This is a genomic window from Rhodoferax sp. GW822-FHT04A08 (assembly GCF_058801025.1).
Map to the genome: position 1 here is coordinate 66,539 of NZ_JBXAMW010000002.1, position 13,956 is coordinate 80,494.

The 13,956-nt window shown below is 61.9% G+C and carries 12 protein-coding genes; 6 read left to right on the forward strand and 6 right to left on the reverse strand.

Features of this window, described 5'->3' with window-relative positions:
• Window positions 1-8 precede the first annotated feature (8 nt).
• The 5 genes from ilvA to AC1RMF_RS04895 all read left to right on the forward strand — a co-directional run bounded on the left by ilvA (window position 9) and on the right by AC1RMF_RS04895 (window position 7,431).
• Window positions 9-1,622 carry a threonine ammonia-lyase, biosynthetic gene (gene ilvA / locus AC1RMF_RS04875; protein ID WP_493140048.1) on the forward strand — a complete coding sequence of 538 codons (1,614 nt, stop codon included), beginning with the start codon at window positions 9-11 and terminating at the stop codon, window positions 1,620-1,622.
• 18 nt (window positions 1,623-1,640) lie between these two features.
• Window positions 1,641-2,540: a 5'-nucleotidase gene (locus tag AC1RMF_RS04880; protein WP_493140050.1), complete on the forward strand. Its 900-nt coding sequence runs from the start codon at window positions 1,641-1,643 to the stop codon at window positions 2,538-2,540.
• Window positions 2,541-2,660: 120 nt separating this feature from the next.
• Window positions 2,661-4,232 (forward strand): DUF1800 domain-containing protein, encoded by a 1,572-nt coding sequence (locus AC1RMF_RS04885; protein ID WP_493140052.1) that lies wholly within the window; start codon window positions 2,661-2,663, stop codon window positions 4,230-4,232.
• A gap of 14 nt (window positions 4,233-4,246) precedes the next feature.
• A complete protein-coding gene (locus tag AC1RMF_RS04890; protein WP_493140054.1) occupies window positions 4,247-5,536 on the forward strand; it encodes a DUF1501 domain-containing protein in 1,290 nt (429 codons plus the stop codon).
• A gap of 71 nt (window positions 5,537-5,607) precedes the next feature.
• Window positions 5,608-7,431, forward strand: a complete 1,824-nt coding sequence (locus AC1RMF_RS04895; RefSeq protein ID WP_493140056.1) for an ABC transporter ATP-binding protein/permease — start codon at window positions 5,608-5,610, stop codon at window positions 7,429-7,431.
• Here the strand turns inward: AC1RMF_RS04895 and queC are convergent.
• The 4 genes from queC to scpC form a co-directional block, all read right to left on the reverse strand.
• Window positions 7,380-8,126 carry a 7-cyano-7-deazaguanine synthase QueC gene (gene queC / locus AC1RMF_RS04900; RefSeq protein ID WP_342616335.1) on the reverse strand — a complete coding sequence of 249 codons (747 nt, stop codon included), beginning with the start codon at window positions 8,124-8,126 and terminating at the stop codon, window positions 7,380-7,382. The two genes, AC1RMF_RS04895 and queC, sit on opposite strands and share 52 nt — an antisense overlap.
• A gap of 43 nt (window positions 8,127-8,169) precedes the next feature.
• Entirely contained in the window at window positions 8,170-8,688 is a 519-nt protein-coding gene (locus AC1RMF_RS04905) for a hypothetical protein (protein WP_493140058.1), read from the reverse strand.
• 206 nt (window positions 8,689-8,894) lie between these two features.
• Window positions 8,895-9,404 (reverse strand): anti-sigma factor domain-containing protein, encoded by a 510-nt coding sequence (locus AC1RMF_RS04910; RefSeq protein ID WP_342616333.1) that lies wholly within the window; start codon window positions 9,402-9,404, stop codon window positions 8,895-8,897.
• The gene (scpC, locus tag AC1RMF_RS04915; RefSeq protein WP_493140061.1) at window positions 9,394-10,911 is read right to left on the reverse strand and encodes a succinyl-CoA:acetate CoA-transferase ScpC; all 1,518 of its coding nucleotides are present in this window, start codon (window positions 10,909-10,911) and stop codon (window positions 9,394-9,396) included. Before scpC ends, AC1RMF_RS04910 begins: the two co-directional genes overlap by 11 nt.
• Window positions 10,912-11,097: 186 nt before the next feature.
• On the opposite strand from scpC, the gene AC1RMF_RS04920 reads away from it, so the two are divergent.
• Complete coding sequence (locus AC1RMF_RS04920; protein WP_493140063.1) at window positions 11,098-12,033, forward strand: DMT family transporter; 936 nt, start codon at window positions 11,098-11,100, stop codon at window positions 12,031-12,033.
• Here the strand turns inward: AC1RMF_RS04920 and AC1RMF_RS04925 are convergent.
• Both AC1RMF_RS04925 and AC1RMF_RS04930 read right to left on the reverse strand, forming a co-directional pair.
• Entirely contained in the window at window positions 12,028-13,041 is a 1,014-nt protein-coding gene (locus AC1RMF_RS04925; RefSeq protein ID WP_493140065.1) for an NAD(P)-dependent oxidoreductase, read from the reverse strand. The two genes, AC1RMF_RS04920 and AC1RMF_RS04925, sit on opposite strands and share 6 nt — an antisense overlap.
• Complete coding sequence (locus tag AC1RMF_RS04930) at window positions 12,971-13,954, reverse strand: aldo/keto reductase (protein ID WP_493140067.1); 984 nt, start codon at window positions 13,952-13,954, stop codon at window positions 12,971-12,973. Before AC1RMF_RS04930 ends, AC1RMF_RS04925 begins: the two co-directional genes overlap by 71 nt.
• Window positions 13,955-13,956 lie beyond the last annotated feature (2 nt).

Consider the following 13,956-nt stretch of genomic DNA (forward strand, 5'->3'; position numbering starts at 1 on the left):
TACCCACGATGTCCCATTCCCCGCTCACCAGCCTGTCACCGGCTGATTACCTCAAGAAAATCCTGACCGCGCGCGTCTACGACGTTGCCAGCGAGACGGCACTGGAGCCTGCACGCAACTTGAGTCGCCGCTTGCACAACACCGTGCTGCTCAAGCGCGAGGACCAGCAGGCGGTACGCAGCTTCAAGCTGCGTGGCGCCTACAACAAGATGGCCCATCTCAGCTCCGAGCAACTCAGCAAGGGCGTCATTTGTGCATCGGCAGGAAACCATGCGCAAGGTGTGGCTCTGAGCGCCAGCAGGCTGGGCACCAGGGCCGTGATCGTGATGCCAACCACCACACCGCAAGTCAAGGTCGATGCCGTGCGCGGCTTTGGTGGTGAGGTCGTGCTGTTTGGCGACAGCTACTCCGATGCCTACGGCCATGCCGTGATGCTGGAGAAGAAGGAAGGCCTGACTTTTGTGCACCCCTTTGACGACCCGGATGTGATTGCTGGCCAGGGGACGGTCGCCATGGAAATGCTGCGCCAAGTGCAGACGCTGGGCGCAGACAAAGCGGCCAAGGCCGGCAATAAGGATCGCGTCAAGGACAGCAGCGGTTTGGATGCGGTGTTCGTTGCCATTGGCGGAGGCGGCCTGATCTCGGGTGTGGCCAATTACATCAAGGCGGTGAACCCGCGCATCAAGGTCATCGGCGTACAGATGAATGACTCCGATGCCATGCTGCAGTCGGTGCAAGCCAAGAAGCGTGTCACGCTGGACGACGTGGGACTATTTTCCGACGGCACTGCTGTCAAGCTGGTGGGCGAAGAGACGTTCCGCATTGCCAGCGAACTGGTGGATGAATACATCACCGTGGACACCGACGCCGTGTGCGCTGCCATCAAGGACATCTTCATCGATACGCGCAGCATCGTTGAACCCGCTGGCGCCATGGGCGTGGCTGCCATCAAGCAATACGTTGCCCGACACAAGACCAAAGGCGAGACCTACGGTGCCATCCTGTGCGGGGCCAACATGAACTTCGACCGCCTGCGCTTTGTCGCCGAACGCGCTGAAGTGGGCGAGGAGCGCGAGGCGCTATTTGCCGTGACGATCCCCGAAGAGCGTGGCAGCTTCAAGCGCTTTTGCGCCCTGATTGGCGAACTGCCTGGCACAGCACGCAGTGTGACCGAGTTCAATTACCGCATGAGTGACTCGGCCAAGGCACATGTGTTCGTTGGTCTCACCACCCACGGCAAGGGCGAATCCACCAAGATTGCGGCCAATTTCAACAAGCACGGCTTTGATACCCTGGACCTGACGCACGATGAACTGGCCAAGGAGCATGTGCGCCACATGGTGGGAGGTCACTCGCCACTGGCTGATGATGAGCGCCTGCTGCGCTTCGTGTTTCCCGAACGTCCGGGCGCGCTGATGAAGTTCCTGAGCCTGATGCGCCCGGGCTGGAACATCAGCCTGTTCCACTACCGCAACCAGGGTGCGGACTACGGCCGCATTTTGGTGGGACTGCAAGTGCCCCAGGCCGACAACAAGGCCTTTGCCAAGTTCCTGCAGACGCTAGACTACCCCTATGTGGAAGAGACCAACAACCCGGTCTATCGCATGTTCCTGCAAAGTTGAAACGAGGCAAACAACACCATGGGCATCAATCTCGACGGGCGGCTGGTGGTGGCAATTTCCAGCCGCGCCCTGTTTGACTTTGAAGAAGAAAACCTGGTGTTCGAGCAGAGCGACGATCGCGCCTATATGCAGCTGCAGCGCGAACGACTGGATATACCCGCCAAACCCGGGGTGGCATTCTCTCTGGTGAAGAAGTTGCTGGCGTTCAACGAAACGCCCTCGCAACGCGTGGAGGTGGTGATCCTTTCGCGCAATGATCCAGTCAGCGGCCTGCGTGTGATGCGCTCCGCACAACACTATGAACTGCCCATCATTCGCTGCTCGTTCACGCGCGGCGAAGCGCCCTGGCGTTACCTCAGGCCTTTGCATGCCAATCTCTTTCTGAGCACGCACCTGAGCGACGTGCGTGCGGCACTGGCAGCTGGCGTGCCAGCAGCCCAGGTCTATCCCCACTCGGCCCACGCCAGTGACGCCCATCCCGGCGAAGTGCGCATTGCGTTTGACGGAGACGCCGTGCTGTTCAGCGACGAGGCTGAACAGGTGTACCAGAGCGAGGGGCTCAATGCCTTCCAGAAGCACGAGATGGACAAGGTTACCCAACCCCTGCCCGACGGACCGTTCAAGCCGCTGCTGGTGGCGCTGCACCGCATGCAGCAGGCCGAGATTCCACATATGCGCATACGTACCGCACTGGTGACCGCACGCAGTGCCCCCGCCCATGAGCGCGCCATCCGCACACTCATGGACTGGAACATCGAGGTGGACGAAGCCATGTTCCTGGGCGGGCTGGACAAGGGTGAGTTTCTGCGTGAATTCGAGCCCGATTTTTTCTTTGACGACCAGACCGGTCATATTGAATCCGCCGCCCGCCACGTCCCCAGCGGCCATGTGGCCAGCGGCGTGCGTAACGCGGACTAGCCCTGTTTGCTGCGCCGGCAAGGGCGCCGCGCGTGTAAAGAAAATTGAAGGTGGTAGGCGCCCCTACCGCGCCAGGCGTTGGGATGGCACACTGCCCGCAATACCAAGGGAACGCCTGACATGCCCCAGCAAAACCCCATTGCCTTGCCGCGACGCCATGCAATGCACCGCATGGCCCGCTGGCTTGCCTGGGCCGCTGGGACCACTTCCAAGGCCTGGGCGCAGACCGACAACCCTGCGGACATGCAGGCCGCAATCCCCCAGCAAGTCAATGCGCAGCTTGCCGAACAATGGCGTGCGCTGTCCCGCCTGGGATACGGCGCCAGCCCCGCGCTGGTAGCCGACATTCAGGCAGCCCCAAATGCGCGGGCCTGGGCACTGCGACAACTGGATACCGCTCACAATGCCAGCCAATCGGCACCGGCGCTGACTGCTGAACTGCAGGACATCAATGCACCGCTGCCAGAGATATTCGAAGGCGCACAGCGTGAGCGTCAGGCCCGGGCCAGCATCAAGGCGGGCACAGACCCCGTTGGCAAGAGCGCCGCCGCCGATGACATGCACCAGCGGCTGAATTTTCCCACTTCACCAGAAGCGCAGAACTTCAACCGCACCATGGTTGAAAAGACGGCCGTCTGGCGCCTGCAAGCCTGCAGCCAGTCCGAGCTGGAAAACCCGTTGCTGGCGCGCATGACCGAATTCTGGTTCAACCATTTGAACGTCTATATCGGCAAAGGCCCGGTGCGCCCCTTCGTCGGCCACTACCTCATCCACGTTGCACGTGCGCATGCGCTGGACACCTTTGAAAACCTGCTGCTGGCCAGTGCCCGCCACCCAGCCATGCTGCATTACCTCGACCAGGCCCAAAGCGTGGCAGAGGGCACACGCGGCGCGCAAGGCAATACCCGCGGGCTGAATGAAAACTACGCGCGTGAACTGATGGAGCTGCACACGCTGGGCGTGGACGGCGGCTACAGCCAGACCGATGTGCGGGAACTGGCCAAGGTGCTGACGGGCTGGACTGTGGGTCCCAAGTCGTCGGACGGGTTTCGCTTTGTCATGCGATGGCATGAAGGCGGCAGCAAGAGGGTCATGGGCCACGTCTATCCCGATGGTTTCTTTGGCCGCGGAGAGGCCGAAGGCGTTCAGGCCATCCGCATGCTGGCGAGGCACCCCAGCACTGCGCACCGCCTCAGTCTGCGGCTGGCGCAATTCTTTGTCGCTGACACCCCCAGCCCCGAACTGGTCCAACGGTTGAGCCGAAGTTTCATCGACAACAAGGGCGATATCAAACGCTGGATGCAGACGCTGATCGAGTCCGAGGAATTCTGGGATGCATCCAACCGGTTGTTCAAGACGCCGATGGACTTCGCCTGCTCTGCACTGACTGCCACACAGGGTGCGCAGGACCGCAAGAATCTGCTGCTCACCCTTGGCTTCTTGAACAACGCCGGCCAACCATTGCACGGCTGGCAGACCCCCGACGGATACAAGACGGATGCTGCCACCTGGCTGGCTCCCGAGGCGCTCACGCGCCGCGCCGACTATGCCCTGCAATTGGCCAGACACAGCGAGGACGTCGACTTTCTGCAGCCCTATTTCAGCCTGGCTACGCTACAGACCGTGGCTGCGCAGCGTGCGGGCCTGCGCAACGGACTGCTGCTGGCCAGCCCGGACTTCATGTACAAGTGAGCGCAAACCAAGCCATGTCTCCCATCTATACATACGCGCTACCGCGCAGAAATTTCCTGGCTACGCTAGCTGCAGCCGGCAGTGCCTGGGCCGCCCCGGTGTGCTGGGCACAAAACAATGCGGTGGATGCCAGTGGGCGGCTAGTCGTGGTGTTCCTGCGCGGTGCCTATGACGGTCTCTCCGCATTGGTACCGCATGGCGACAGCAACTACTACACGCTGCGGCCATCGATAGCCATTGCTGCGCCCGACGGCAACGGGCAAACCGCGATCCGGCTGGACAACACCTTTGGACTGCATCCCGCACTTGCGCCCTTGATGCCACTTTGGCAGCAAGGCGTGCTTGGCGTGATACCCGCCGCCGGCTCACCCGATCCCACACGTTCCCACTTCGATGCCCAACACCACTGGGAAACCGGCTTGCCCGGTCATGGCGGTGCTGCCAACGGCTGGATGAACACCTTGGCCTCCCTGCGTACCAAGGCCCCTGCAGCGGATGGAAAAGCACACGCCATCGCATTGGGTGTGGGAGAAGCCAATCCACAAATCCTCTCGGGCGGCGCGCCGGTGCAACTGGTTCCGCGCGGTCAGGCGGCTACGCGCCAGGGTGCGCTGGGCGACAGCCGCACACGCGATGCCGTGATGCAACTCTACGCAGGGCAGGACAGACTGTCCCAGGCCTTTCGCGCTGGCGCGGACAGCCGCATGCAGACGGCGCAGACACTGAACGCAGACATGGCAGACCCCGCCATGGCAAGCAAGGAAATGCTGGCCGCCAACAACGGTGCCGGATCGGCCCAAGGCCTCTTGCTGGATGCCCAGCATCTGGGCACGCTGATGCGACAGGACCGGCGTCTGCGGCTGGGTTTTCTGTCGGCGGGCGGCTGGGACACCCATGCCAACCAGGGCTCCGCTACCGGGACGCTGGCCAACAACCTGGGCAATCTGGCCGCCACCCTGACGCAACTGCGGCGCGATTTTTCGCAGCCCGGTGACGTGGTGGTGGTGTGCAGTGAATTTGGCCGCACCAGTGCCGAAAACGGCACTCGCGGTACCGACCATGGCCATGGCAATGCGCTGTGGATCATGGGCAACCAAGTGCAAGGCGGGCGTTGGCACGGTAACTGGACCGGTCTTGCGCCGGGCAATCTGCATGAAGGTCGGGACCTGCCGGTGCACCATGATTTCAGGGCCGTCTTTGCACAGATTCTTCGCCGCACCCAAGGCCTGGGCAATGCAGAGCTGGACCGGCTCTTTCCCGGATTCTCCTGGGACAGCAGCCTCGACAGGCTGCTTCAGGGCTAGGGCCGGCCGGCACGGCGATGCCGCTGCGCTGCGGCTACCATCACGTTCACGCATTCACAGGTACGCAAGGCATGTCCAATTCAACCGATAACAAGAACCTCACTACCACCCAACCGAACACATTGGCCGCCAAATGGGCTGCCACCCGCCAGCAGGCCCAACGGGTGTGGGCGCTCTCCAAGCCCTACTTTTCTTCGGACCAGAAGTGGAAAGCGCGTGGTTTGCTGGCCGCCATCGTAGCGCTCAATCTGGGCCTGGTGTACATGAACGTGCTGTTCAACGACTGGAACAAGCTCTTCTATGACTCGCTGCAGGACAAGAACGCAGCAGTGTTCTGGGAGCAACTCGGGCGCTTCACCTATCTGGCCTTCGCCTTCATCGTGATTGCCGTCTACAAGTTCTACCTGTCCCAGTTGCTGGACATGCGCTGGCGCGCCTGGATGACCACGCACTACCTGCAGCGTTGGCTCAGCAACCAAGCGTTCTACCGTTTTGAGTTGTCGCGCTACGGTGCGGGCAGCGCGGAAGGTGTTGCCTCCAAGAATCCCGACAACCCGGACCAGCGCATCCAGGAGGACATAGGCCAGTTCACCGGCCAGACCCTGTCGCTCACCATGGGCCTATTGAATTCAGTGGTCACACTGGGCAGCTTTGTCGGCATTCTGTGGACGCTGTCTGGCGGCTTTGCCTTCAAATTCCAGGGCAGTGAATATGTGATTCCCGGCTTCATGGTCTGGATGGCCGTGGTCTACAGCGTGGCGGGCAGCGTGATCACGCATTACATCGGCAGGCCGCAGATTGCATTGAACTTCCAGCAGCAACAGGTGGAAGCCGACTTCCGCCACCGCATGGTGCGGGTGCGTGAATACAGCGAATCCATCGCACTGGACCGTGGAGAAACCGTGGAGCATGCGCAACTGGAATTGCGCTTTGGCCGCGTGCTGTCCAACTACCTCAACCTGATCCGTGCGCAAAAGCGATTGATCTGGTTCACCAGCTTCTTCGGCCAGGCTGCCGTGGTGTTTCCGTTCCTGGTGGCGGCGCCCCGCTTCTTCAGCGGTGCCATCCAGCTGGGTGAGCTGATGCAGATTTCCAGTGCGTTCGGCCAAGTACAGGGCGCCATGAGCTGGTTTGTGGACAGCTACAGCGGGCTGGCCGCGTGGCGTGCCACCACCGATCGTCTGACCACCTTTGAAGAATCCTTCAACAAGGTCATGCCGGTCACCGCGGCAGCACCGGCGGCCTCGGACGTGGCCGTACACACCAGTGACCTGGGAGTGGCACTGCCGACGGGCGCAATTCTGCTGGCCCACACCCCTTTGCAGGTGGGTGCAGGTGACACGGTTCTGCTGACCGGCCCCTCGGGCAGCGGCAAGTCCACCCTGTTTCGCTCACTGGCGGGTATCTGGCCTTTTGCCACGGGGCGCGTGGAGCGTAGCGAAGACACCATGTTCCTGCCCCAGCGACCGTATATCCCCGACGGCCCCTTGCGCGACGCCTTGGCCTATCCGCAGGCGGCGGCCAGTTTTGCGGACGCGGCGCTGCAACAGGCATTGCAGGACGCCATGCTGCCCCATTTGGCAACGCAACTGGACCGTTCCGATGCCTGGAGCCAGAAGCTCTCGGGCGGAGAGCAGCAGCGCCTGGCCTTTGCCCGCGTCCTGCTGAAGAAACCCAAATGGGTGTTTGCCGATGAGGCCACCAGCGCCTTGGACACGGCGGCAGAAACCTCGCTGTACCAGCGGCTGACCGCCTTGGTGGCAGCACGCCATGGCGGCCTGGTGTCCATCGCCCACAGGCCGGGCGTGGCGGCATTCCACCACAGGCACTGGGCGCTGGAACCTCAGGCCGAGGGTGCCGAGGCCTTGTTCAAGCTGTCCGAAAAAGCCGCATAGCCCTTGGCGCGCAGCACGCAGGCCGGGCATTCGCCACAGCCATAACCCCAGGCTTGGCGATGCGTGCGGTCGCCCAGATAGCAGGTGTGGGTGTGCTCCACGATCAGGTCCACCAGCGCCTCACCACCCTGCGCCACGCCCGACTGTTCGCCCAGACTGCGTGCCAGCTCCCAGGTCTGGGCCTTGTCTATCCACATCAAGGGGGTCTCGATCAGAAAGCGCTGGTCCATTCCCAGGGAGAGCGCCAGTTGCATAGCTTTCATGGTGTCATCGCGGCAATCGGGGTAGCCGGAGTAATCCGTCTCACAGACGCCGGTGACAATGACCTGCAACCCGCGCCGGTAAGCCAGTGCCGCCGAAAGCGTCAAGAACAGCAGATTGCGCCCAGGCACAAAGGTGTTGGGCAAACCATTGGCCTCCATCTTGAAGGCCATGTCGCGCGTCAGAGAGGTCTCACTCACCTTGCCCAGTACCGACAGATCAAGCAGATGGTCTTCGCCAAGCCGGCCGGCCCACTGCGGGAACTGCAAACGCAACTCGCGCAGCACGTTCAAGCGGGCGTCCAGCTCCACATGGTGGCGCTGACCATAGTCAAATGCCACGGTCTCGACGCGTTCATAACGGGACAGGGCGTGGGCCAGGCAGGTGGTGGAATCCTGACCGCCGGAAAAAAGTACAAGGGCTGTTGTATGCATAGCCGCCATGGTAGACCACGGCAGACCGAGCTGCCGGCAAGGCCTAGATCTTCTCGTTCTTCTTGATCTTGGTGGGCTGGTAGGTGAGCACCTGCTTGGCCAAATCGCCTGGCGTCTGGGCAGGCGTCGTCGGCGCATTGGGCGTCAGGGCCTGGCTCACCTGCTCCACGGTCACCGCACTGGCGCTGGCGTTCCACATGGACTTGAGATGGTCCATGAGCACTTGCGAAATGGGTTTGGGCGGAGGATCTTCCTTCTTCTCGGCGGCTGGACGATGGATAGTCCAGTCGTGTGGAGAGCCTTGTTTGGAGCCGTTTTGACTCACCGGGTCGGGCACGCTGGTATAGGTGACCTCCCCTTCGTTGGGCTGCGACTGCGGTCCCGCTGCCTGCAAGGCGGGGTTCACATGGTTCACCACGCTGGGTGTGGGCTCCAGCGGCGGACTGGCTTCTACGCTCGGGTTGACCGGAGGAACCGGAATGACGACACCGGTCCTGGACAACACCGAATCCGCAGCCGAAGGCCGAGGATTGAGGGTTCGTTCAATGGATGGTAGCGACACGTTGTTTCGGGCTCTAGGCCCCTCCGGTTACTTTTGGTAGTTGACGTACGTTTCATAACGGCAGATTTAGGGGGTAATTTAGGCCTATTTTCAAAAAGTTGAAAAATATTTTGAGAACGACCGTTCGCAACATGGGGGACGTACCCTACCGGTACGCCCTTCCCTGCTGACAAATAAGCCCGGTGGAGCGGGCGTCGCGTGCGGCTTTACAGTGCCTTGCGCACCAGCGCGCCGGAAAAAAGATAAGGCAGCCTGGGGCCCTGGCTTTGCGGCACACCGCCCCGGCTTTCGACACTGATAGCCAAGCGGCTCGCATTTGTGAGCGCTTGCTCACCGATTTCCAGACGAGGGGTCTTGATGGTGCTTTGCACCACGCCCAATGACGCGGGGGTACCGCTGGTGGGCAAGGCCCATAGCTGCATGCTGTCTTCACGCCCTTCCAGCACAGCGTTGAGCCGCTGCAGCTGCAATACGTTCTCACCAGCCATCTGGGTGACCAGCATGGCTGGCTCGCCCTTGTCGTCCAGCAGCACGGCGACGTACTGAAGCTGCGCCGTCTTCTGCACTTTTTGCTGCAGATCATGAATCTGTGCAACGAACTGCTCGAACATGCTGATGCCAGCGGCGATGCCTACCGCCAGCAGCAGCATCAGGGCAATGGCGCCGGCACGCCAATACGCGCCGGCACGTGTCGTTGGTGCTGGATTAGCGGACATGCATGGTCCCGGTATCCACGAAGCGTTGGTGCCAGGACAGGGCTTCAGTCAGCAGATGGGGGGTGTGCTTGCCCCCCTTGCTGGCCAGCGAGCGTTCAAAGTAGTCCTGCAGCGCCGGCTTGAAGTCCGGATGGGCGCACTTCTCGATGACGCGGCGGGCACGCTGCGTGGGGGACAGGCCGCGCAAGTCGGCAAGGCCTTGTTCGGTCACGATGATCTCCACGTCATGTTCGGTATGGTCGGTATGGGACACCATGGGCACGATACAGGAAATCGCCCCGTCCTTGGCGGTGGAAGGCGTCATGAAGAACGACAGATAGGCATTGCGGGCAAAGTCGCCCGAGCCGCCAATGCCGTTCATGACGCTGGTGCCCATGATGTGGGTGGAGTTGACGTTGCCGTAGATGTCTGCCTCGATCATGGCATTCATGGCGATCACGCCCAGGCGACGTATCAATTCCGGGTGGTTGCTCACCTCCTGCGGCCGCAGCACGATGCGCTCACGGTAGAAGGCGATGTTGTCATTGAATTCCTTGAGCGCAGTGGGGCTGAGCGACAGCGCAGTGGCCGAGGCCATGGACAGCTTGCCGGACTTGAGCATTTCCAGCATGCCGTCCTGCAGCACTTCGGTATAGGACGTCATGTTCTCAAACGGCCCCTTGTTCAAACCGGAGAGCACCGCATTGGCAATGTTGCCCACGCCGGATTGCAGCGGCAGCAGTTCCTTGGGCAGGCGGCCCTGCTTCACCTCGTTGTTCAGGAAGTCCAGAATGTGGTTGGCAATGCGCTGCGAGTTTTCATCGGGCGCCGCAAAGGCGCTGTTGCGGTCAGGCTGGTGGGTGTTGATCACCGCGACCACCTTGCTCCAGTCGCACTCCAGGTACGGTGCGCCGATGCGGTCACCAGCGCTCACCAGCGGAATCGGCTGGCGCTCGGGCGGCAGGCGCGTGCCGTAGTAGATGTCATGCATGCCTTCGAGCCCCGGGCTCTGCAGGCTGTTGACTTCCAGGATGATCTTGTCGGCCAATTGCAGCCAGGTCTTGTTGTTGCCGATGGAAGTCGAAGGGATCAGCTTGCCATCCGGGCGCACACCGGCAACTTCGACCACCGCCACATCCAGCTTGCCCAGAAAACCGAACCATGCCAGTTGCGCCACATGCGAGAGATGGATGTCGGTGTACTGCATTTGTCCGGCGTTGATCTGCTTGCGCACGGTGGGGTCGGACTGGTAGGGCAGGCGCATGCTGATGCCGTCTGCCGCGGCCAACACGCCGTCCAATTCGGACGCAGTGGAGGCGCCGGTCCACAGGCCGATGCGGAATTCTTCACCGGCTGCGTGCAGTTTCTTGATGCGCGCTGCCAGCGCGCCCGGTACCAGCTTGGGGTAGCCGGCACCGGTAAATCCACTCATGCCAACGTGCGCACCAGCAGGAATGAGCTCCGCAGCCGCTTCTGCCGACATGGTTTTGGACGCGATGATGGAAGGATCAAAGGAGGAACTGGTCATGACGTGGATTGCTTGATAAGGGAGGCTGCGCTGCGCGCGACTGCGGGAGTTTACCAGTCCGGATTGTTGATATTAGGGTTTGCCCTAGGTTACAGTTCAATGAGCTCCACCGAGCAAACCGATTGGGACCGCTGCTCAGCCCAAGCACCGCCCAGCAGTATTTCAGTCACACTTCCAGGGAAATTCATGTCCGTGTCCCCTTCCGCCATGCCTGCACGCCTTCCCCGCGCTCCTGCCGTCAGCACCAAGACCCTTGCCGGTATTGGATTGCTGATCGCAGCCGTGGCCTGCTTTGCGGTGCTGGACACCACCACCAAGCGGGTGACGCTGGAGGTGCCGCTGCTGATGGCCATCTGGGCTCGCAATTTTTTCCAGGCGCTGCTCACCACCGCCTTGGTGATTCCCAAGAAAGGCATGTCTGTATTCAGGACCGACAACCTGGGAATGCAGGTTGCCCGTGGCTTGCTGATAACCATGGTCACCTTGCTGGCATTTGCCAGTCTGCGCGTGATGCCGGTGGGCGAATTCACCGCCATCGTGATGACCACCCCGCTGCTGGTGACCCTGCTGGCAGCGCGCCTGCTGGGTGAGCATGTGTCCATCTTCCGGGTTGTCCTGGTCACCGGCGGCTTCATTGGCACGGCCATCATTGTGCGACCCGGTGGCGATGCGGTGAGCTGGAACAGCTGGGCTATGTTGCTGCCACTGGGACTGGTGATTGCCAATACGGCGTTCCAGTTGCTGACCAGCAAGCTGACGCGCACCGAATCAACCCTCACCACCCAGTTCTACACCAGCTGGGTCAGCCTGCTGGTAACCAGCGTGCCGCTGTACTGGGCCTGGACTTCACTCAACGATGTGCACCTGTGGCTGGGCCTGGCTCTGATGGGCGTGGCTGGATCGGTCGGTCACCTGCTGATGATCATGGCCTTCGAGCGCTCGCCCGCCGCCACGCTGATGCCTTATATGTACATGCAGATCGGGTTTGCCATGCTGGGCGGCTGGATCATGTTCGACCACATTCCCGACCACATGTCGCTCATCGGTATCGGGCTGATCGCGCTGTGCGGCACGGCAGGCGGTCTGCTGACGCTGCACGAGGCGCGGTTGCGGCGGCTATAGGTCCGCGTCGTCAGGCTGCAGATCCACGCCACTCATGGCGGCGATCAGCTCCGGCAGCATGGGCACCATGGTTTGCGAGCCGCCCATCTGCACCGCCAGGCCAAAGGCGTTCTTCACCGCATTGCCCATGCTGTTGGCCACACCGGCATCGTCGGCCATGGACTCCAGGTAGCGCAGGTCCTTGTAGGCATTGGTGAGTGTGAACTTGTGCGCCTCCTTGTTGCCGCGCAGCGTGTACTCCATGAAGGTCTGGTAGAACAGGTTGTCCATGCGGCCGCCACGTATGACCGAGTCGAACATGGCGGGTGTGATGCCCACCGCCTGCGCCAGGGTCAGGGCTTCCGCATACAGCGCGGCGTAGCCCAGCGACACAAAGTTGTTGATCAGCTTCATGCGGTGGCCGGTGCCGGGACCGCCCAGGTGCACGATGCGCCCGGCAAAGGTTTGCAACAGCGGCTCCACCCGTGCAAAGACTTCCGGGTCAGCACCGACCATGGTGTCCAGCGTTCCCGCCCAGGCTTCCTTGGGTGTGCGGCTCAATGGCGCATCGACCAGATGCACGCCTACCGCCTGCAACTCCGCCTGCAGGGCATTGGTGGAGACCGGGTCAGACGTGGAGCAATCCACCACCACGCTGCCTGGTGCCAGCCCGGCCTTGAGCCCTTGTGGCCCGCGCACAATGGCCTCCACATCCTTGGATCCGGTGACGCACAGGAACACCACCGACGCGTTGCGCGCGACCTCCGTGGCTGATGCGCGCAGGACGGCACCGCGGCGCTGCAAGTCTGCCGTGGCCTCGCTGGGCTTGCGGGCATAGATGGACAGCGCAAAGCCCTTGTCCACCAGGTTCTTGGCCATGCCATGGCCCATCAGGCCCAGGCCGATGAAGCCGACAGTTTCTTGCGTCATGGTGTGCGGTGCTTTCGTGGCAAAGGGTTTACCAGCCGTGGTGAACCCAGGGTTTGGCGTATTGCTCATATACCGTTTGCACCGCCTGCATCTGCGCATCGGTGAAGGCGGGCAAATCGGCGGCGTGAACGTTGTCTTCCACTTGCGCCGCACGCTTGCCGCCGGGAATGGCACAGGTCACCGCCGGGTGCATGGTGATCCAGCGCAGGGCCCATTGCGCCATGCTCATGCCCGCGGGCACCAGCGGACGCAGGGCTTCGACGGCAGCCAGGCCCTTGGCGTATTCCAGGCCGGAAAAAGTCTCACCCTTGTCGAACTGTTCGCCGTTGCGGTTGAACAGGCGGTGGTCGTCTGCTGCAAAGGTGGTCTGCGACGTCATCTTGCCGCTGAGCAGTCCCGAGGAAAGCGGCAACCGAGCGAGGATGCCCACGCCCTTGCGTTGCGTCTCCTTGAAAAGCAGGTCTGCCGGGCGCTGGCGCAGCATGTTGAAGATGATCTGCACACTTTGCACGCCGGGGAACTCAATGGCCTTGAGCGCCTCTTCCACCTTCTCCACGCTCACGCCGTAGTGGCGCAGCTTGCCCTCGCGCTGCATTTCGTCCAGCGCATCAAACACCTCAGGCATGTAGTACACGGGTGTGGGCGGGCAATGCAGTTGCAACAGGTCCAGTGCCTCGGTGTTCAGGTTGGTCAGGCTGCGTTCCACAAAGGCGCGCAGATTCTGGCGGTTGTAGCCCTCAGCCACATGCGGGTTCAGGCGACGCCCGGCCTTGGTGGCCACGTAGAACGGCTCGCTGCGTTCCTTGCGCAAGCGGGCAATCAGGCGTTCGCTGCGGCCGTCGCCATAGACATCGGCCGTGTCGGAGAAGTTCACGCCCATGTCCAGCGCCTTGTGCAGTGCGCCCATGGACTCCGCGTCGTCCACGTCGCCCCAGGTGCCGCCAATGGCCCAGGCGCCAAAACTGATGGTGGAGATGTTCCAGCCGGTGCGGCCAAGAGGTCTGTATTGCATAT